We start from the raw sequence: 22,216 nt of genomic DNA on the forward strand, positions 1-22,216 counted from the left end.
TAGAGCTCTTTTGCCATTATTTCTTTGGTCAATCTTCAATTGTTAATTTCCCAAAAGTAATTCAGGTAGTTTAATTATCAAGTTAAAACTCGCATGTTATTCAATTAGTAGCTCCTACAGGTAGTAGCCCCTGCAGGTCTTTTATCCTGCATTGGCCTAAATAATTCACTCCAGAACCATTAAAGCCATCAAAACTTTAGCAAACCATTATCAACAACTCCCTAATATAAACTAACTATACAAAAAGAGGTAGATTTCGCAGAAAATTAACACGCGTCTTACCAACAAAAATGCAACAAATAAAAAAAAGATATAAATAAGATTAAAATGAGTTTATTTCTCTATTTAGATTTAGATGAAAACTATTTATGTCCAGTAATGAACCCTATCCACTGCTCAAGATTGGATTTAACATTTACGCAACACCAAACTTGCTATCTTGCCTTAAAACCACGTCACAGCTCTTCATGAGTAAAAAATTCGATAATTCAACATCATTCTCTGTTGAGTCTACAAATTATGCTCTTGGGTATAACTAACTTTAATCTCAGATAACTGTACATTGGTACCACTACATTAGCCGCCGTAGCAAGTAATCACTTCTGACTTCTCCCCGCCCTAAGCAGCTTCGCTGCCACAGGCGAGGGTTCTTATATAGCTACAAGAACAATTTCTAGCTCAACACGCTTTTACTAGACTGGATTGCTCCAATCCCCGTTCCAGTCGCTCCCTAGACTAACCCCGCCAGTCCGACGGTTTTTATATTCATTGCTGCATTAATATCGCGGTCAAGGTGCGTTTGGCACTCTGGACAAGTCCAGGCTCTGATATTTAACGCCATTGATTCATGTACGAAACCACAAACATTGCAACGCTTTGAGCTAGGGAAAAAGCGATCTACCTCTGCGATAGTGCGTCCCGCCCATTCCGCTTTGTATTTGAGCTGGCGAATAAACTCTCCCCAACTCGCATCTGCGATATGTTTAGCTAGCTTTAGATTACGGATCATGTTCTTCACAGCTAGAGATTCGACACAAACAACTTGGTTATCGTTAATGAGTTTGCGAGACAACTTGTGGAGGTTGTTTGATCGACTATCAGCAATTTTTGCATGTAGGCGAGCTACTTTCTGACGCATCTTTTCGCGGTTCTTACTGCCTTTCTGTTTCTTGGACAGTTGACGCTGAAGGTATGCCAGTTTCTTTTCGTAGCGTTTGGTGTGGCGAGGATTATCGACTTTCTCACCGCTATCTGTGATGAACAGGTTATTTAAACCTAAATCAATACCAACCGTCTTTGCGGTTACAAGCATTGGTTTAGATTCAAACTCACATAGCATCGACACAAAGTATCGTCCTGCTTTGTCTTTTGAAATGGTGATAGAGCTAGGTTCGCTTGGCAGCTCAAGCGACCAACGAATATCTAAAGGTTGATTTGATTTGGCAATGAATAGCTGACCATCGCGGTACTTGAAAGCCGCCTTGGTGAGTCGAATAGATTGCTTGCCATGCTTTGACTTGAACTTTGGGTACTTGGCTCGCTTTTCCCAAAAGTTTTTGAACGCCTCTTGTTGGTCGCGCAAAGCTTGCTGAAAGATAACACTCGATACTTCTTTGAGCCATTCAAACTCTTGCTTTAGAGGTACTAAGCGTTTTTCAAGAACTGAGTGAGCGATAGATCCACCGTTCTCATAATAAGCATCAGTGCGATACTTGAGAGAGTTATTCCAAACGAAACGACAACAGCCAAACAACTTTGCTAGTAGTTCGCTTTGCTGCTCATTTGGATAGAATCTTTCTTTGTATGCTCTTTTCATTCCACATATCTTACAGAAAAAGCTAAGTTCCGAAAAAGTACCGCTTCGCGGTATGCGCTTGTATCCCCGCCCTCGGATCGGGCGAGACTTTACGCGCTATTGGGTAAGTTAAAAGTATTTAACAATAGTGGGTTAAATTTCGAAACTCATAGAGTATATAGTAGCTTTTTGAAATTCCGACAATGAAATTGCTGGAAATGAATGAGAAAAGTCATAATCTAAGATTAAGAAGGAAAAACTTACAGGAGGTTCGGTTCTTGGGTTTTATAATCTCAATCAGTTGCTATTGCCATTTTCAATCAATAGTTTACCAAATCATCGACTTCTCAGCAGGTTTCAATTAATTTATCCATGCTCGTTCCTTGTTGGTATCTGTACATTATTATTCAAATGATCAGATCATGGGGTTAGCAATTAGTTTCTTGATAACATTAAATTATTATCATGAGTTCAGGCTATTTAATGAAACGTGACACTGACAACGAAGCGCCTATCGGGCGAGCGTTTAAGGAAAGATGCCTAATGTCGATACCGAGAGTCCACATTGGCTTATTTGTTTAGCCAATGCTTCACACGAGTTCGATTATTGTTGTCACGACTTTTGCGGATAAGTTCATCATCAGTTTGATGTTCAGCCGATTTCGCTAATCGGTCATATAACAGGACATTGACCGATGCAGCTAGATTCATACAACCAACGGTTGGTACATACACCACATGTTTTGCTGCATCAATCAACTGTTGTGGGATTGAGCCATCTTCTGGGCCAAACACATAAAACGCATTTTGCGGATGCACAAACTGCGGCAATGGTACTGCACCAACAACAAGATCGACACATACAATTGTACTGCCATCGGGTACTTGCTCAAGCAAGCTATCAACACCCACTAATGGGATCGTTTTGGTAGCTTGTTTTTTATCGACTTCATATTGTGGCTCAGCATTTACCGCATAGTTATATCGATTGCCAGTATAAAAAACCTGATCCACTTGATAACAGCCAGATGCACGCATAATGCCAGCAACATTCACTGGCGTTTTAGGATTAACCAAACCAATTGAAACAAATGACTTATTAGGGTCAGTTTCATTCACTGGCATAGGTTGATTTTGAGGATCTGACATTGGAATTATCTTATTTTGTCTAATGTGAATTAGCCTAACGAGCATTAGCTTAATTGAGTAACGATTCGACTTCTTAATTGCTGCCATGCATTTTCAACTAACGCATAATCAATGTCGTTTAATTCATCGTTGGCAAGTGCTAAACAATTGACCATTTTTGCATCTAATGCATTCAAATCTTGTTCTGGCTCAACTTCAAGTTCTGATAAAACAACGGCAACATGACCTTGAAGATACCCACTAGCGAACAGCGCATCATCGTCTCCAGTGCTAACTGTTTCTTCAATCCAAGATTCCATTGCTGCATCATACTGTTCTAACATGGTTTTACTCCACCAGATCTGGGTTGGCTACTTGATACATCACGTAATCATGGTAACCAGTAATGACTTTATAATAGCCGCTGAGGGCTTTATCTAATTCAGGGTCGCCACTATCCACAATTAACGGGCGACCTTCAAGTGCTTTTAACTTAGTTTTTGTGGCAACGATCATGATATTGTCTTTGCCGAGGCGTTTTATCAGTTCAGGGGATAATTGCTGATTTCCGCGCCCTAAAATATGCCCTTGCCCACCAATAAGGGTGATAACCAATTTGGTTGGCTGATCTTGGCTGAGCTCTAATAGTTGCTGGAAGGTTACATCGCTGGCAACAAGCTGTTTATCATGAATAACATCAACACCCAATAAGGTGTTATCAAGATATAAGTCTTCCATAATTGCTGCAACGGTACTGCCCGACCCCATAATGAATAGCTCATCCTCCATCGACTCAATCACATCTGCTGCAATATCAGCTAACACTAGCTCGTCAACTTCTTTACCACCCATTTTCACTGCTTGTACATATCTCGGCTCAGCGGGAACCAGCATTTCACCAAAGCGTTTGGCTTTGACAGTGCCCTGCCTAAATGCGGTTTCATCAATGTCCATCACATCGGCGGTCATTAAACTCACAAGCTCGCCATCAAGTAGCATTTTGACCACTAGCCCTGACGCTTTAGGGGTTATACCATATACACCAGAATGAATTTTAACTCCGGCTGGTACGCCAAGCACAGGTAGTTGATCGCCCACAACAGAGAAGACATCACGAGCAGTACCATCACCACCAGCAAAAACTAATAAATCAAGCGATTGCGACAATAATGCTGTTGCAGCCTGTTGAGTATCTTTTTGACTAGTTTGTACTGCGCTTTGATAAACCACTTCAGTTTGAAAACCCATTTGCTCCGCTAAGGTTTGCCCCATTTGCTCTGAAGCGGTCACGATAATAACTTGCTGTTGATAAGGTAAAATGACCTCTAATGCTTGCTGCATACGCAGATGTGCTTTAGGCACAGCGCCTTTATCCAGCGCTTGTTGCGCTACGCCATCGGAGCCTTTTAAACCCACACTGCCGCCTAAGCCAGCTAAAGGGTTAATTAATAAACCTAATCGAAACGGTTTCACGCAAGCTCCTTGTCATTATCTGACGCCATTTTTGAATGATTTTCGCCTTCAATTTCATTGGCTAATTGTTGATTTTTACCATTCATATTAGGAATAAATATCACCACTACTGCAGATGTAAATGCACAAGCGGCAGCAAATACCCAAGTATAAACAGCGCTACTACCATCACCCCATATTATGCCGCTTATCCAAGTACCGAGCGCCCCACCAACACCAAAACTAACACTGGCATACATGGCTTGACCTGCACTTCGATGATGAATGCCAAAGTGACGATGAATAAATTGAATCGACACAGCATGAGTTAACCCAAAGGTAAACGCATGTAATACTTGGCTAATACTAAGTAAAATCAACGACTGCGGATAATACCCTAAAATCAGCCATCTCACCGAGGTCAGTAGCAAACTCAATATTAATAAGCTGCGTAAACCATATTTGCCAATCAGTTTAGAGGCATATAAAAAGATAAATATTTCAGCCAATACACCAAAGGCAACGAGTATCCCGGCGATGGTTTCAGAGTAGCCAACCTGCTTTAAATACAATACAAAAAAGCCATAAAATGGCCCTACACTCATTTGTAAAAGCATCGCCGACAGTAAAAATAAAATAATCGATTTATCTAAAACTAGCTTAGGGCGCACAGCCGTTTTATCAATATATGCTCGGTTTGCAGGTAATGGCATTGAACTCAGCAACAACCCAATAAACAGCGCCATGCCGATATACGGCAAAATTTGAGCCCCAAGCATATCAATCGCAAAACCAGCAGCAATCACCAGCACAATATAACCAATACTGCCCCAGCTTCTGATTGCACCATATTGATTTGCATTGTCGCCTAAGGTTTCAAGAGTGATGACTTCAAGCTGAGCAAGAATCGCATTCCAGAAAAAGGTATATACCATTAAGCTGATGGCTAGATATAAAAATCCCCCTTCAAAGAAAAAGCTGATAAAGGTTAATGCAGCACAAAAAGCACCGACTTTTATCAGCTCAGATCGCATGCCAGTTCTATCAGCCACTATGGCCCATAAGTTAGGCGCAACGATTCGCGTGGCCATTAAAATAGCGAGCAAAATACCAATTTCTTGCGCGTCAAAACCTCGGGAGTCAAAAAAGACACCTAAGTAAGGAACAAGGACACCAAGAATTGAAAAAAAGAAGAAATAACAAGCCCTGAGCCAACGAAGTTGTGACTCAGGGCTAGATGGTTGAGACATTTAGCGCATTCCGATAACTGGGGTTTGGCTATTCACATCCTGATTTTGAGCACGGTGTCGTAATAAATGATCCATCAATACGATTGCTAACATGGCTTCTGCAATCGGTACGGCACGAATACCAACGCAAGGATCATGGCGTCCTTTGGTAACAACATCAGCCACATCGCCCTGTACCGTCATACTTTGACCAGGAATACTGATACTTGAAGTCGGTTTAAGTGCAATATGAGCAACAACAGGCTGACCAGATGAAATGCCACCAAGTACACCACCCGCGTGATTGGTAGCAAAACCTTGTGGCGACATTAAGTCACGTCCTTCAGAGCCTTTTTGGGTGACAACAGCAAAACCATCACCAATTTCAACGCCTTTTACCGCATTAATCCCATGAGTGCATGGGCAATATCTGCATCAAGGCGATCAAAAACTGGCTCGCCTAATCCGACAGGTACTCCCATTGCTGCTACGGTAATTTTAGCGCCCACAGAATCACCTGATTTTTTAAGGTCGCGCATGTAATCATCTAACGCATCCAGTTTGGACGCATCAGGGAAAAAGAAAGCATTTTGTTCAACTTGGTCTAAGTCAACCGACTCAGCACTAATTGGTCCAAGTTGTGACAAATAACCATGAATGTCGATACCGTGTACCGCTTTCAAATACTTTTTCGCCACAGCACCAGCCGCGACCCGCATGGCAGTTTCTCGCGCAGATGAGCGTCCGCCACCGCGGTAATCCCGCAAACCGTATTTTTGCTGATAGGTATAATCAGCGTGTCCTGGGCGAAATAAATCTTTGATATTTGAGTAGTCTTGACTGCGTTGATCGGTATTTTCAATTAACAAACCAATCGAAGTACCTGTGGTTTTACCTTCAAATACCCCTGATAAAATTTTCACTTCATCGGCTTCACGGCGCGCAGTGGTATAACGAGAAGTCCCCGGACGACGACGGTCTAAATCATGCTGCATATCTTCAACAGTTAATTCCAGCCCCGGTGGGCAACCATCAATAATACAACCCAATGCCACGCCATGGCTTTCACCAAAGGTGGTCACTACAAAGTTTTGCCCAATGCTATTTCCTGACATCTGCCGTTATACCTCTACTCAATCTGAATTTATCTGATGCTATTATTCACTATCTTTGTAGATTGCGAAAAGTGATTGATTTTCAACTAGCTGATCACGAGTCAAAACAAATACCCCGTCACCGCCAAATTCAAAGTCAACCCAAGTGAATGGTACGTCTGGGAATTGCTCCATTAAATGCACCATAGAATTGCCCACTTCAACCACTAGCAAGCCATCTTTGGTTAAATAATCTGCGGCATTGGCCAAAATACGTTTGGTTAAATCTAGTCCATCACGACCTGACGCTAAACCGATAGCAGGCTCATGATGATATTCATCTGGCATATCGCCAATATCTTGAGCATCAACATAAGGTGGGTTAGACACAATCAAATCATACTGCGGGCCTTTCGGAATTGATGAAAACACATCTGACTGGATTGGGAACACACGGTCTAACAAACCATGATTTTCAATATTGATTTGCGCAACTTCAAGGGCATCTTCGCTAATATCAAGTGCATCGACTTCAGCATTTTCAAATGCATAAGCACATGCAATGGCAATACATGCACTACCTGTACATAAATCCATCACGCGGTTGATATGCTTGTTGTATAACCAAGGGCTAAAGTTGTTATTAATTAATTCAGCAATCGGTGAACGCGGGACTAACACACGTTTGTCAACGAAAAACTCTAGACCTGCAAAACGAGCTTTATTGGTGAGATAAGGCACAGGCAAGCGCTCACGAACGCGGCGAATAATTAACTCAACAATTTTATGTTTTTCACTGCTGGTTAAGTTGCTTAAAATAACTTGCTGGCCAATTTCATCTGGAAGGTGTAAGGCATGAAAAACCAATGCGATGGCTTCGTCCCAAGCATTATCAGTCCCATGACCATAATAAATACCTGCATCGTTAAAACGGCTAACAGCCCAACGTAACATGTCGCCAATTGTACGTAATTCAGTGACGGCTTCGTCTACAAAGATTTTATCCAAAACACACTCCAACAAAATAGTTCACAGGCATTGTAACTGATGTCTATTAAGATGACATAGAATTCAATACAATATCCCCATGAAAGAGAAAAATATCACCGATTTCGAGTCCTTCAGTGAATTAGTTGCAGGGATTAAACCGTTAAAGCAACAAACTCATCACTTTAAGCACCCGATAAAAACAAAACAACAAGTCGAAATAAAAGAGCAGCAGCTCCATGCTAGCAGCTATTTTTCGGACACCTATCAACCTTTGTTGCCAACCGAAGGCCCGATGCGCTGGGCAAATGATGATGTTGACAAGCTTGAATTAAAGCGTTTAAGACGCGGCGATTATGTTCCCGATCTACTTTTAGACTTGCATGGCCTTAGGCAATCAGAAGCCAAGCTTGAATTGGCTGCGTTAATTCAAGCCTGTATCAAACAAAATAGCCTTTGTTGCTGCGTAATGCATGGTTACGGTACGGGCATTTTAAAACAACAAATTCCCATGTGGTTAGTGCAGCACCCAAAAGTCAAAGCCTTTCATCAAGCCCCCAAAGAATGGGGTGGTGATGCCGCCTTGTTAGTTTTAATTGATATTGGCGATCAACCATATCGTCGATAAACGATATAACAATTAACAAAAAGGCTTTGTGATAATCACAAAGCCTTTTTGTTTAGCTATCAAGTACGCCTTACTATTAGCTCGCTTGTGGGTAGCTCATACCCACATAACTTGCTTGTTCAAGGTGTTTATCAATTTGTACAAAAGCAGAGGTAGCAAAAATAGGTGGCTCTTTGCCAGCCACAAGCTCACTCACTAAAAAGCCCACAATCGGCATATGTGTCACCACAAGTACAGTATCAGCTTTGTACTGATCAGCATAAGCTAATATAACATCTGCCGCGGTTTTAGGATCTCCCGATGGCGTAATGTCATCAAGCACCACACATTTACGAGGTTTGGGTAAATGTTTACTCAAGACTTGCCAAGTTTGCTGAGCTCGCAAGTAAGGGCTAATAAGCACTAAATCTAGCTGGCTAATTTTACTACTGAGTAAATTAGCCATTTGTCCTGTTTGGTAACGTCCATGATGGGTTAATGTCCTTTCGCGATCAGATGGAGCGTCGAACCCCGACTCACCATGTCGCATCAAAAATAACTGCATACCCTACTCGCTAACACCAATATTGACTCATTGGCGCAATTGTAGACCCAATAGCTAACGAACGAAACTGATTACTAACAAAAATTAACTCAACTTTAGTCGATATTTATAACAAAGTTGCCTTTGTTATTTGCTAAAAACTGATAACAATATCAATATATAAAGACAATAAAGTTCTGGAGCCTTCTCTTGCCTGATTTTCCAGCAATACACACAAGTCCAAACGATCATCGTCAATATCAATTTATTCGTTTATCGAATGAATTAAGAGTTTTGCTGGTTCAAGACAACCAATCAAATCAAGCTGCGGCCTCAATGGCTGTGCAGGTGGGGCATTTTGACGATCCTTTAGACAGACCTGGAATGGCGCATTTTCTTGAGCATATGTTATTTCTTGGTACCGAAAAATTCCCTGATTCGGGTGAATACCATGCTTTTATCAATCAACACGGCGGCAATAACAATGCGTGGACGGGCACAGAACAGACTAACTTTTTTTATACGGTGAACGCCGAAGTCTTTGAAGAATCATTAGACAGATTTAGTCAATTTTTTATTGCCCCTAAATTTGACCTTGATTTGGTTGATAGAGAAAGACAAGCCATAGAATCTGAATTTAGCCTAAAACTGAAAGATGATATTCGTCGCGTTTATCAAGTGCAAAAAGAAACCGTTAACCCTTTGCACCCGTTTTCTAAATTCTCAGTAGGTAACTTGGTGACTTTAGCTGGGCCACAAGCAGAAATCCGAGCAGAACTTCTGGCTTTTTACCAGCAACATTACAGCGCCAACATTATGACCTTATGTCTTGTTGGCCCTCAGCCACTGGCTCAGTTAAACAAATGGGCAAATGAGTATTTTTCAGCCATTGTAAATCGCAACGTTAGCAAGCAATATCCACCGCAAGCGCTGATCACCAAAGACCAATTGCAAAAGCAAATTAATATTGTGCCGTTAAAGCAACAAAAACGCGTCAGTATTAACTTTGCCCTTCCCGGAATTGACCAATTCTATAAACGCAAACCACTCACATTCATCAGTCATTTACTGGGCAACGAAAGTCCCGGCAGCTTACTTTCCTATTTAAAGGAACAAGGATTAGCCAATAATTTATCTGCTGGCGGTGGCGTTAATGGCTTTAATTTCAAAGATTATGCAGTCAGCATTCAACTCACAGATAAAGGCTTTAACGCTATAGATGAAGTGGTTAAATGTGTATTTGAGTACATCAATTTAATAAAGCAGGAAGGGCTAGAAGCATGGCGCTATCAAGAACGAGCCAATTTACTTAACACCGCATTTAAGTTTCAAGAACAAATTAAAGTACTCGATTTAGCCAGTCATCTGAGTATCAATATGCATCATTATGATCTTGAAGATGTGATATACGGCGATTACCGCATGGATGAATTGAATAAAGAAGAAACATTAACTTTATTGAATTTGATGTCTCCGGTTAACATGCGCTTGCAACTTGTAGAACAAGAACTAGCAACCAATAAGCAAACGGCTTGGTATCACACCCCCTACCAAGTCAGCGATATTGAATCTTCTCGTATTCAATTTTGGCAACAAACTGAAATAAGACAAGCCCTTAAACTGCCCAAGGCCAACCCATTTATTGTCGCCAACCCACAAGCTCGCACCGAGCAAAGCCAACATTCAGTTCCTGTTATTGTGTCTGAAGGTGAAGGTTATCGAATTTGGCATCGAAAAGACGATGAATTTAATGTGCCTAAAGGGCATTTATATCTTTCATTAGACTCAGATAAAGCTTGCATGACACCACGTCATGCCACCCTCACCCGCTTATACGTTGAGATGCTACTCGATTATTTAACTGAATCGACTTACCAAGCGGAAGTGGCGGGACTGAATTATAATATTTACCCTCACCAAGGTGGGATCACTCTTCATCTCACTGGATTTACAGGGAATCAAGAAACCTTACTGTCGTTAATCATTCATAAAGCCCGTGAGCGAAATTTTACCCAAGATCGCTTCAATATGATCCGTAAACAAATTCTCAGAAGTTGGAATAATGTCGCGCAGGCTAAACCTATTTCACAATTATTCACTAGCCTAACCGTCACTTTGCAAAAACGCAGCTTTGAACCTGCAAGAATGGCTGAAGAGTTAGAAACCATTACCTTAGATGAATTGCATGATCACGTAAGTGATTTTTATGAAAAGATATATCTAGAAGGCCTAGTTTATGGCGACTGGTTAGTCTCAGAAGCACAAGCTCTGGGCAAGCGTTTACAGCATCTATTGTCATTGGTGACCGAACCCAGTAATGAATCATCACGAGAACTCATTAACCTAAAGGGACATGGCACATTATTACGCGAGAAAACGATTCATCATCAAGACAGCGCGATTATAGTTTACTATCAATCATCATCTGCATCGGTTGATAAAATGGCACTGTTTAGTTTATTAAACCACACAATGTCATCAACTTTTTTTCATGAGTTACGTACTAAGCAACAACTAGGCTATATGGTTGGCACCGGTTATTTACCATTAAATAGACATCCCGGGATGATTTTTTATATTCAGTCACCCTCACACGGCCCAAGAGTATTACTTGAGGCAATAGATGAGTTTATTGCCGACTTCAGCTACGCGGTTATGCAAATCACTAATGAGCAATGGGAAGCGACAAAACAAGGGCTAATTAGCCAAATTATGGAGCATGACGCTAACCTAAAAACTCGAGGTCAACGCTATTGGGTCAGTTTAGGAAATCGAGACTATCAATTTGACCAGCGTGAGAGTGTGACTGAAATGGTCAACCAGCTCACTCGAGCTGATTTAATCAAATTCATGATGCAACGTATGCGCAGTCGACATTGCGACAGATTGGTTTTGTTTAGCTGTGGTGATCAGCATAATCAAGAACAGCTTAGCTCTGAAAACATGATCCAAGATTTAAAGTCATTTAAGCAAAATGCTGAAAAATTCAATTTTTAGTTACATTTACATTTCATTACTCAATTTTTAATGGTGATGAAATGTAAATTTCCAATTCAACACTTTTAGCTTTTATCGCCAAACAATCACCACTAATACAAAACAAACAGCTAAATAGAGTTAGAGTAACAGCACAAAAATCTTACCCTCTATACAATAGAAGGCTGGATGCATGGTTAAAATTTCAGCGAACAGCTGTTTTACATTAACAGAATTTTGACAAACTAACTTGTTTCTGAAAAAGTAGATAATTCATAAGTTTTCCGTGGCATCAACAACAATAAGAACACTTTTCCTATGCCTAAAATAATCGCCTTTTTCATCTTAATCCTTGCCAGTTGCGTCTCAAGTTTTAGCCAAGCAATGACCTTTTCTGACTTCAATGAAGAACAGCTCGACATCATTCTCAACTATGAATCCTATACTGTCGCCAATGGACTTTCTCAAAACACGGTTACTAGTATTGTAGAAGATGATGAAGGTTACGTCTGGGTTGGTACAGTAAATGGTTTAAACCGCTTTGATGGAACTGAATTTACCCACTTTTTTGCAGAAAACGATAACAATGGGCTACCTAGCTCATTTATTAGAAACCTCATTATCGATGAAGAAGGTAAATTGCTTGTCGGCACCGACAAAGGATTAGTAGTCTTTGACAAATATAGCGAAACCTTCAAATCCCCTTTTCCAACTCACAAAATATCAGAATCGACGATTTGGGCATTACACAGTGAAAATGGTCTAAATTATGTTGGTTTAAACAATGAGATTTATGTTTTTGATGTGAAATTTAATAAATTAGTTGAAGAAATTAAAAGTGATAAGCTAAAAGAGATAAAGAAGATCAGGGTTAAAGATGATAGCGTTGTTGTAAGAAACTATGATGGAGAGATTTACATTGTAAAGCGAAATAAAATTATTAAAACTAGTGTAAAAAGTTATGATTTTGAAGTATTCAATTCAGACCTTATCATCGCAACACCACAAGGTATTTTTTATGAAAAAATTAAAATATCGAATAAAACAATTGTAAATATTTCATCAAATAGAAAAGATAATCTAATATTAGCATTTGATGATAACACAATATACCGTATTAATCATGTTAGTAACGTACTGCAAACTATTGGAAAGCATAACTTCACCACCAATGACAACAAACAAATTTTTTCTTACACAGACAATTCTAAAATACTAATATCAAATTACCTAGATGGTTTAAAAGAAATATCTATCGATAACAATCTTATTAACACTATCAATCTGGATATTGATAAAATATGGTCAATGTCCAACAACTCATATCAAACATACATTGTCAACAACACTAAAAATATCAATGTATTTGACAATGAATTAAAAAAAATAAATAACATAGAATCAAACCTTCCTAGTGGGCACAAAAGTGTTTATTCAAATAACGATTTTATTTTTATTGGTTCATCAACACAGCTTTTAAAAATTAATTTAAAAAACAAATATCAACAAGAAATATTAAAAGAGGACCATTTCACAAAAGTAACCGAAAGTGAAGATATAATTCTAGCAGCAACGTTTAACGGCAAGATTTATACCTACGACAAAAGTAAAGATGAAATTTCAACATTTGAAACAAATTCAAATTACCCTATATACGATTTAAAAAAAATATCCAATACAATATACATAGCTTCACAAAAAGGGTTGCTAGCATTAGATATTAAAACGCACGAAATAAATAACATATATAACAAAGAACTAGTAGTAAGTTTAGCGACACTTGATCAAAAAATAATATTCAGTTCTAGAACGAAAATTTTATCTTATGATAAAAACAACAACGAAATAAAGACGCTTGCAGTTACAGACAAGATATCGTACTCGATAAATATAATTGACAATATTTTAACTGCGCCCTCAAATATGGAAATAAACTTAATTGATTTAGAAACTGGTTATTTTATTAAATTAACAAATAACAATGGTGTTTTACCAGATTACAGCACACAATCTTCGCTCAGATACAAAAATGGCTTAATTATCGGAGGCCCCAACGGAATCAGTTATTTGAATCCTAGGAAAATAATTAAAAAAACAACAGTCACCAACGAAAAAGAAATCTCCATTAACGGTATATCGATATTTAACAAGAAAGTGAATATTGGAAGTCACATACTTGATAAGCCTATAAAGTACAAAGATTCTATATTACTAAATTATTCAGAATATCCATTTACACTTAATTACAATATCGTTGGGCACAACTCTAGATTATTTGATTTTTATTACACAATGGAAGGAATAGACTCAGATTGGTTACCAAACGAAAACAGTCATTCGGCAACATATACGAATATTCCAGATGGCACTTATAAGTTTAAGGTTTACGCTGTAAACAAGATAACAAAAGAAAAAGTTAATGAAAAATCAATAAATATAATCATCACTCCGCCGTGGTGGCTATCAATTCAAGCTAAAATTATTTATGGTTTAATTATATTTATCATTATCTCTTTATTCATTAAATCATTTATGCGTCGCAGAGAAGTTCAAAAACAAATTGCCCAAAGTGAAGAGCGCTTGAAACTATCATTATGGGGTAGCGGCGATGAGATGTGGGACTGGGATATCGAAAGTGGCGCAATATACCGCTCAAATATTTGGGGCAGTCTTGACTTCCCACAAGATGGGCAACGCTCTGGTAAACCAGGCGAAGCCAGTAATATCCATCCTTTAGATCAAGCCCGAGTTCAAAAAGCTTTAAATGATCACTTTAGTGGGATAACTGACCACTTTGAAGTGGCTTACCGAGTGAAAGGTAGAAATAACAATTGGATATGGATTCTTGACAGAGCCAAAGTGGTAGAACGCGATCAGAAAGAACAACCATTGCGTATGACTGGAACCATTAAAGACATTAATAATATCAAGCTCGCTGAAGAACAGTTACGGCTATTTGCCCGCGCCATTGAAAATATTTCAGAAGGGGTATTTATTCTTGACCAACACTTCACCTTTGTTGAAGTGAATCAAGCCTGTTGTGAAATCGCTGCTTGTTCAGATGAGAACTTTAAAGGCCAAAAACTGGAATTTACCCGTTATCCTGAGTCATATTCACAACAAATTCGCCAATTATTAATTCATAATGGTCAATGGAGTGGCGAAATTGAAGCAAGTAAAGGTGATGGCAGTTATTTTCTAATGGAGCTCACTGTTGATGCCATATACAACGAGCAAGGCGAAACCAGCCACTATGTGGGCGTATTTTCTGATATTACTCGCCGTAAGCAACAAGAAGAAGAATTACGCAAGTTAACCAACAATGATTTACTCACCGGATTACCAAATCGCTCAAGCTTGCAAGTCACATTAAGTAACTTAGTGAAAAAAGATATTCACCATACATTAATGGTCTTGGACATTGATAATTTTAAACGGATAAATGATTCATTAGGCCATCAAGTCGGTGATGAACTGCTTATTTCAGTCGCTGAGCGGATAAGAATGTCGATTCCTAATCACGCAAGTTTATATCGCTTGGGTGGTGATGAATTTGCTTTATTGATCGATCAAAACCCAGATATTGGCACTAGCGCAATGATTGCCTCAAATATCATTCAATCTTTAGACCCCGCTTTCAGCATTAAGGATGAATCCATTGTTCTTGCGATTAGTATCGGGATTGTGCTTTATCCTGAAGATGAGAAAAACGAACAAGCCTTGCTGCGAAAAGCGGATATTGCGATGTACCATGCCAAATCTGCTGGAGGAGGACGATATCAGTTCTATTCAGAATCGCTCAACCAAAATGCATTACGTCAGTTAGAAGTTGAAAATTTGATCCGAGAGGCACTGAAAGATGATTTATTTGAAGTGTACTATCAACCTAAGGTGGATGTTAAACAAGATTGCTTAGCCGGAATGGAAGCACTGGTTCGCCTTAACCATCCTAAGCATGGCTTAATTCCACCGAATGAGTTTATTCCATTAGCTGAAGACAATGGCTTAATTGTCGAAATTGGTGATGTCGTTCTTCGTAAGGCTTGTTTTGCCGCACAACATTGGCTTGAACAAGGGATCTTCTCAGGTCGTGTGGCTGTCAATTTATCGTCACGTCAGTTCGCGCTACCGGATCTACAGCAACGAATAGCGTCAATTTTACGTTTAACCAAGTTACCGGCGAAACATTTAGAACTTGAGATAACCGAAGGAACTGTGATTAAAAACCCTGAAAATGCCATAAAAGTGATGCAACAACTATCAAAAATGGGGGTTAGCTTAGCATTAGATGACTTTGGTACAGGTTATTCCTCTTTATCTTACTTAAAACGCTTTCCTATTAACTGCTTAAAAATTGATAAATCATTTGTTGATGATATTGATAAATCGGATCGCGATCTTAAAATGGTGGATTCAATCATCACAATAGCCCACAACATGGGCTTATCGGTTGTGGGAGAAGGCGTAGAGCAAACAGCCCAACTGAATATTCTTAAAGCCCTTAATTGTGAAGAAATTCAAGGTTATATATTTAGCAAGCCGTTACCAGAAGCCGATTTCAAAGCATTGTTATCTGCAGACTCAGACAAAAAGACCGCCAAAAACAAACAAAAAAGCAACCAAAATTAAACCTTTTAGCAACATTGGCACACTAACTGCTAATGAAATATCAGTTGTCAAAAAATCTGACTTTCATTTAAAAGCTGAGCTAAGAGAGAAAAAAATGATTAAATCTATTATCGCGCTATCTGTTGTTTCTGCTATTTCAATTACTGCTGGTTTAACTGTTATCAAAGCACTAAACACTCAAACAGCAGGCATTCCTCATATCAAAGTTTTAGATACTCAAACAGCAGGCATTCCTCATATCAAAGTTTTAGATACTCAGACAGCAGGCATTCCTCATATCAAAGTTTTAGATACTCAGACAGCAGGCATTCCTCATATCAAAGTTTTAGATACTCAGAATAGCAGGGATTCCTCATATCAAAGTATTAGATACTCAAATAGCAGAGATTCCTCATATCAAAGTATTAGACACTCAAACAGCATAAGGAGAATACGATGTTAACTTCTCTAAAAATTGCTCTAGGCTTAGCCAAACCAGCACGTAAAAAAGTAAAATTACCAGATGGCATCAATAACTTACAGGTAATTCAGGCCAAGGCTTGGTGGAAATAGTCTTGGTTATAAGCGCAAAAAAGGAGCCTTAGGCTCCTTTTTGTTATTTGCAGACTTATCGCTGTTGCAATAAGTTAAAATTTAACGATTTGACTATGCAAACCTTGCACTTTTCTATAGGCCAAATGCTTATGAGTGTTAAATAATGGATATGCTAAAGGCCCTAAAATACCGCCGATGGCTGCCCAGCGCTTAACCCCTAAACCATTGTGATAAGCAGAAAAGCCTAGATACAGGCTGCTTAACATAAGAACTGAGCAAACTAATAACCAATCAAATTGAAATATCACTGAAACCTCTAAACTATCAGCTAACTACATTCCATTCTATCTAAGGCAGATAACGCTATTGTGCGCACCCTTTCCACCTTTTTACGATTAAGCGATGATGTCTTTAAATTCACATTTGGCGACAATATACACTAATACGCACTATTTATCGATTAAAACTTAGGCAAAAATATGCCGCCGAGCAAAATAAAAGCGGCAAAAACATGCCGCTTTTATGTACAAAAATATTAATGATTAGCTCAAGTCATTGCCACAAAAGCATTACGACCCAAGCTTAAGTTCATTTATTTAGCGTGAAAACTTGAACCGTCTGCTGCCATAGTTTTTAACATCTCACAGGGCGTAAAACGATCGCCATACAGCTTTTGATAACGTGTTAATGTATCCACTAAGTTTTTCGCGCCCAATGAATCAATGTAACGGAATGGGCCACCCAAGAATGGAGGGAAGCCAATGCCAAATATGGCACCGATATCACCATCACGAGCAGAAGCAATAATGCCTTCTTCTAAACAACGTACCGCCTCATTAAGCATTTGAATTGTACAGCGTTCAGCGACCTCTTTAGCTTCTTTATCTGATGAAGCCGCAATGCCTAACACACCATAAACAGATTCATCAACTAACTTAGCTTTCTTAGCCTTTGGTCCATATTGGTAGAAACCTTTGCCATTCTTACGGCCTTTGCGGTCATCGGCTAATAATTTGTCAAATGCTGCAGGAGCCGAAAACCGTGCACCTAATTCTTTTTCCAGGATCGGTGAAATCTTTGCGCCGACATCAATCCCCACTTCATCGAGTAACGTCATCGGGCCAACAGGAAAACCAAATTTAACTAATGAACGATCAAGGTGCTCAATACGCTGACCTTCAAGTAGCAATTGCGCCGCCTCATTCATGTAAAGCGCTAAAATACGATTCACATAAAATCCGGCGCCGTCTTGTACAACAATTGGCGTTTTACCTTGTTTACGTGCAAAAGCAACCGTAGTGGCAATCGTTTCAGGAGACGTGGTTTTATGCGCTATCACTTCAACTAACGGCATTTTCTCGACAGGAGAAAAATAGTGCAATCCAATAACATTTTCTGGGCGTGTTGCAGCTTGGGCAATTTGGCCAATCGGTAACGATGAAGTGTTTGAGGCAAAGATAGTATTTTCACCGCATTCACGTTCAACATCTTTTACCATTTGATGCTTAAGGGCCAAATCTTCAAATACCGCTTCAACCACGATATCGGCATCTTTTACGCCTTTATATTCAGTCGTGGTGGTCATTAATGACATGATATTGTCACGTACAGCCGGTGTCATATGACGACGTTTAACGCCTTTATCTAATAACTTATAAGCGTAAGCTAGTGCATTACTTAACCCTTGTTCTGAAATGTCTTTTACTCGCACAGGCACTTTGGCTTTGGTGGTAGTAACAGACGCAATACCGCCGCCCATTAATCCGCCACCTAATACCATGGCTTTGTTAATCTTGCGAGGCTCTGCACCTGCTGCGCCAGTTTCTTTTTTCATCTCAGTCGTGGCAAAAAATATACTGCGAAGCGCGGCTGATTCTTTCGACATCACCAAATTAGCAAAATGAGTGGCTTCGACTTCTAAGCCTTTGGTCATGCCCTTATTTAAACCTTGGCGAACACAATCGATAATTTTTGCTGGTGCTGGATAATTACCGGCGGTTTTCTTTGCAACTTGCTTACTCGCTTGATCGAATACGATATCACGGGTAAATGAAGTCGATTCTAACAGTTTATTTAAGGCCGACTTTTTAACTGGTTTTGCGGCACTTTTACCTTTTTTAGCAAGTTCGATCGCGGTTTCAAGTAAAATTGTATTTGGCACAACATCGTTCACTAAGCCCATTTTTAATGCTTGCTTAGGACGAATTTGCTTACCCGTTAGCATCATATCCAATGCTGTCGTTACACCAACTAAACGTGGCAAACGCTGAGTGCCGCCACCACCGGGTAATAAACCCAGTTGTACTTCAGGAACACCTAACACGGTTTTCTTGTCATCGCTACATACACGTAAGTGACAAGCCAGCGCTAACTCTAATCCACCACCTAAACACGCACCATTAATAGCCGCAACCACAGGAATGGTTAACCCTTCAAGATCATTAAATACCACATGGCCTTGTTGCGATAAATCTTTAGCATCTTGTTCCGTTTTACAGGCAGCTAACATGCTGATGTCAGCACCAGCCACAAAAGAATCTGCCTTGCCTGAAACAACCACTAAGCCTTTTATGCTTGAGTCAGCTTTGATTTCAGTTAAAATTTCAGTTATTTCAGGCCCAAATTCAGCTTTCAAGGTGTTCATGGTTTCACCAGGAACATCCATAGTTAATACTGCAATGCCGTCTTCGCGACGCGCTAAATTAAATGTCTTTTCCATTATTCTTACTCCACTTCCACAATCATTGCAGCGCCTAAACCACCAGCCGCACAAGCCGTTGCCAAACCAGTTCCACCACCACGACGTTTAAGTTCATGACATACTTGGGTGATTAAACGAGTCCCTGTGGCCGCAAACGGATGACCGTAAGCTAATGAGCCACCCAGCACGTTAAATTTACTCATGTCGATATCACCAATAGCGCGGCTTCGACCTAGTTTTTCTTCAGCAAACTTTTTAGAGCCAAACATTTGCATGTTCGCTAGGGTTTGTGCAGCAAATGCTTCATGCATTTCAATCAAGGTTAAATCTTCTAATTCCATACCTGCACGTTTTAATGCTAATGGTGTGGCATAAGATGGTCCCATCAACATATCTTGCCATACGTCAATGGCAGTAAAAGCGTAACTCTTAATGTAGCCAATAGGTTGATAGCCAAGTGCCTTAGCACGGCCTTCGCTCATTAAAATAATTGCTGATGCACCATCAGTTAAAGGGGTGCTATTTGCAGCAGTGACACTGCCGTGTTTACGGTCAAAGGCTGGGCGTAATTTAGCATATGACTCTAGCACTGAGTTTTCGCGGATATTATTATCACGATCAATGAATTGCTTGTAAGGCGGAACATGGGCTGTCATCACTTCTTGCTGCAATACACCTGAGTTCCAAGTTTCTGTCGCAAGCGTGTGTGAGCGATGGGCTAAGGCATCTTGATCGGCGCGGCTAATACCGTATGTTTTCGCCATCTGCTCAGCAGTTTGACCCATTGATAAACCGGTTGAATACTCAGCCACCGCAGGTGGTACTGGCATTAAATCTTTCAAGCCTAAGCGGCGAATGATGGCAAACTTTTGTTGAAAAGTGCGTGCCTTATTTAAATCTACTAATGCATGGGCTAATTTTTTAGATACCCCAATTGGTAATACTGATGACGAATCCGCCCCGCCCGCAATACCAATTTCAACATTGCCCGTCATGATAGACTCGGCCACATTTACCGCAGACTGAAAAGAGGTCGCACAGGCACGAGTCACGCTATAAGCATCCGTAGACACATCCATTCCGGTGCCAAGAACAATTTCACGAGCAATATTAGGTGCGGCAGGCATTTGCACCACCTGACCATACACTAATTGCTCAATTAGTTTTGGTTCCAATTCTGAGCGAGACAACAACTCATTAACTACCATTTTGCCCATATCCAATGCCGAAACACCGTGAAAAGCTGTCGCTTGTTTAGCAAAAGGTGTTCTTAAACCCGCTACGATGGCAATACGCTCACCGCGGGCATTGGTAACTTGTTGTCTATCACTCATATTCGACCCTCTTTTAATTAACCTAACGATGCAAGCGTTAGTTGTTAAATATCCATTTCACCCAACCATCTGGTCAGACCATCAAAGTGTGACCTGATTCTAACTTTTTATGAGTGAGTTTAAAACACCCGTTTACAACTATCTCAATGCATTTAGTTAAAATCTGTTAATCCTACTAGCCAAAACCCAATAGAATTCATAACATAGGCCTCATTGTGTAATTCAAAATAACGATATTGAGTGCTAACCATGCCTTTGAGCCGATTCCATTCATTAAGAACCTATTTAGATAACGTAGTCTTAGGCCAACCGTCTTTAACTGAAAATTTATTGATTGCTTTGGTCGCCAATGGTCACTTATTAGTAGAAGGCCCACCAGGCTTAGCAAAAACCCGCGCGGTCAAAGCGTTATGTGATGGCGTAGAGGGTGATTTTCACCGTATTCAGTTCACTCCTGATTTACTGCCAGCCGATTTAACTGGTACTGATATTTACCGCCAGCAAACAGGCAACTTTGAATTTGAAGCCGGCCCTATCTTCCATAATCTGATTTTGGCTGACGAAATTAACCGAGCGCCAGCAAAAGTGCAGTCTGCTTTATTAGAGGCAATGGCGGAAGGTCAAGTCACTGTAGGCAAAACCAGTTATGCGTTACCTGAGTTATTTTTAGTCATGGCGACTCAAAATCCATTAGAAAACGAAGGAACTTACCCGCTACCAGAAGCGCAGTTAGACCGTTTTTTAATGCACTTAAATTTGGACTACCCAAGCGCGAAAACCGAGTTTGAAATTTTACGTCAATCCCGAAATGAAGCCATTAGCCACAAGTTGCCAAGTATTGAGCCAGTGGCACAAGCCGATGTATTCGCCGCTCGTGAGCAGGCATTAAAGATTTATCTTGCAGAGCCACTTGAACAATACATAGTGGAAATCATTATGGCCACCCGCCAACCAGAGCGATACAGCCCTGAATTAGCCAAATGGTTAGAATATGGTGTGAGTCCACGAGCGACAATTTCACTTGAGCGCTGTGCCCGAGCACGCGCTTGGTTGCATGACCGTGATTTTGTCTCTCCAGAAGATATTCAAGCAGTCGCGCCTAATGTATTACGTCATCGCTTATTATTAAGCTATCAAGCACAAGCAGAAGGCATCAGTGCTGAGCATGTTATTAACCATATTTTATCGCAAGTTGCAGTGCCTTAA

The 22,216-nt window shown here is 40.0% G+C and carries 15 protein-coding genes and 1 pseudogene; 5 read left to right on the forward strand and 11 right to left on the reverse strand.

The window, feature by feature from the left end; all coding sequences use genetic code 11:
• Window positions 1–730 precede the first annotated feature (730 nt).
• The 7 genes and pseudogenes from HBH39_RS11340 to prmB all read right to left on the reverse strand — a co-directional run bounded on the left by HBH39_RS11340 (window position 731) and on the right by prmB (window position 7,706).
• On the reverse strand, window positions 731–1,816 hold the full coding sequence (locus tag HBH39_RS11340; protein WP_167678333.1) for an RNA-guided endonuclease InsQ/TnpB family protein: 1,086 nt from the start codon (window positions 1,814–1,816) through the stop codon (window positions 731–733).
• Between the two features lie 549 nt (window positions 1,817–2,365).
• Entirely contained in the window at window positions 2,366–2,944 is a 579-nt protein-coding gene (locus HBH39_RS11345; RefSeq protein WP_208764153.1) for an RNA methyltransferase, read from the reverse strand.
• 44 nt (window positions 2,945–2,988) lie between these two features.
• A complete protein-coding gene (locus tag HBH39_RS11350; protein WP_167678335.1) occupies window positions 2,989–3,267 on the reverse strand; it encodes a YfcL family protein in 279 nt (92 codons plus the stop codon).
• 4 nt (window positions 3,268–3,271) lie between these two features.
• Window positions 3,272–4,396 carry an ATP-NAD kinase family protein gene (locus HBH39_RS11355; RefSeq protein ID WP_167678337.1) on the reverse strand — a complete coding sequence of 375 codons (1,125 nt, stop codon included), beginning with the start codon at window positions 4,394–4,396 and terminating at the stop codon, window positions 3,272–3,274.
• On the reverse strand, window positions 4,393–5,625 hold the full coding sequence (locus HBH39_RS11360) for an MFS transporter (RefSeq protein WP_167678339.1): 1,233 nt from the start codon (window positions 5,623–5,625) through the stop codon (window positions 4,393–4,395). Before HBH39_RS11360 ends, HBH39_RS11355 begins: the two co-directional genes overlap by 4 nt.
• Window positions 5,626–6,719 (reverse strand): annotated as a pseudogene (aroC, locus tag HBH39_RS11365) (chorismate synthase).
• A 42-nt stretch (window positions 6,720–6,761) separates the two neighbouring features.
• Entirely contained in the window at window positions 6,762–7,706 is a 945-nt protein-coding gene (prmB, locus tag HBH39_RS11370; RefSeq protein ID WP_167678341.1) for a 50S ribosomal protein L3 N(5)-glutamine methyltransferase, read from the reverse strand.
• Between the two features lie 79 nt (window positions 7,707–7,785).
• On the opposite strand from prmB, the gene smrB reads away from it, so the two are divergent.
• Window positions 7,786–8,313 (forward strand): endonuclease SmrB, encoded by a 528-nt coding sequence (smrB, locus tag HBH39_RS11375; RefSeq protein WP_167678343.1) that lies wholly within the window; start codon window positions 7,786–7,788, stop codon window positions 8,311–8,313.
• A gap of 76 nt (window positions 8,314–8,389) precedes the next feature.
• On the opposite strand, the gene sixA is transcribed toward smrB, so the two are convergent.
• Window positions 8,390–8,857, reverse strand: a complete 468-nt coding sequence (gene sixA / locus HBH39_RS11380; RefSeq protein ID WP_167678345.1) for a phosphohistidine phosphatase SixA — start codon at window positions 8,855–8,857, stop codon at window positions 8,390–8,392.
• 189 nt (window positions 8,858–9,046) lie between these two features.
• Between sixA and HBH39_RS11385 the strand changes: the two genes are divergently transcribed.
• The 3 genes from HBH39_RS11385 to HBH39_RS11395 all read left to right on the forward strand — a co-directional run bounded on the left by HBH39_RS11385 (window position 9,047) and on the right by HBH39_RS11395 (window position 16,883).
• Complete coding sequence (locus tag HBH39_RS11385) at window positions 9,047–11,833, forward strand: insulinase family protein (protein ID WP_167678347.1); 2,787 nt, start codon at window positions 9,047–9,049, stop codon at window positions 11,831–11,833.
• A 297-nt stretch (window positions 11,834–12,130) separates the two neighbouring features.
• The gene (locus HBH39_RS11390; protein ID WP_167678349.1) at window positions 12,131–16,441 is read left to right on the forward strand and encodes an EAL domain-containing protein; all 4,311 of its coding nucleotides are present in this window, start codon (window positions 12,131–12,133) and stop codon (window positions 16,439–16,441) included.
• 94 nt (window positions 16,442–16,535) lie between these two features.
• On the forward strand, window positions 16,536–16,883 hold the full coding sequence (locus tag HBH39_RS11395; protein WP_167678351.1) for a hypothetical protein: 348 nt from the start codon (window positions 16,536–16,538) through the stop codon (window positions 16,881–16,883).
• 184 nt (window positions 16,884–17,067) lie between these two features.
• Here HBH39_RS11395 and HBH39_RS11400 read toward each other — a convergent pair whose 3' ends face one another.
• From HBH39_RS11400 to fadI, 3 genes are all read right to left on the reverse strand, one after another.
• Window positions 17,068–17,241 (reverse strand): hypothetical protein, encoded by a 174-nt coding sequence (locus tag HBH39_RS11400; protein WP_167678353.1) that lies wholly within the window; start codon window positions 17,239–17,241, stop codon window positions 17,068–17,070.
• Window positions 17,242–17,567: 326 nt separating this feature from the next.
• The gene (gene fadJ / locus HBH39_RS11405) at window positions 17,568–19,694 is read right to left on the reverse strand and encodes a fatty acid oxidation complex subunit alpha FadJ (RefSeq protein ID WP_167678355.1); all 2,127 of its coding nucleotides are present in this window, start codon (window positions 19,692–19,694) and stop codon (window positions 17,568–17,570) included.
• Window positions 19,695–19,699: 5 nt separating this feature from the next.
• Window positions 19,700–21,010: an acetyl-CoA C-acyltransferase FadI gene (gene fadI / locus HBH39_RS11410; protein ID WP_167678357.1), complete on the reverse strand. Its 1,311-nt coding sequence runs from the start codon at window positions 21,008–21,010 to the stop codon at window positions 19,700–19,702.
• 249 nt (window positions 21,011–21,259) lie between these two features.
• Between fadI and HBH39_RS11415 the strand changes: the two genes are divergently transcribed.
• Window positions 21,260–22,216 carry an AAA family ATPase gene (locus HBH39_RS11415; protein WP_167678359.1) on the forward strand — a complete coding sequence of 319 codons (957 nt, stop codon included), beginning with the start codon at window positions 21,260–21,262 and terminating at the stop codon, window positions 22,214–22,216.

The sequence above is a fragment of the Shewanella aestuarii genome (assembly GCF_011765625.1).
Taxonomy (GTDB): Bacteria; Pseudomonadota; Gammaproteobacteria; order Enterobacterales; family Shewanellaceae; genus Shewanella; species Shewanella aestuarii_A.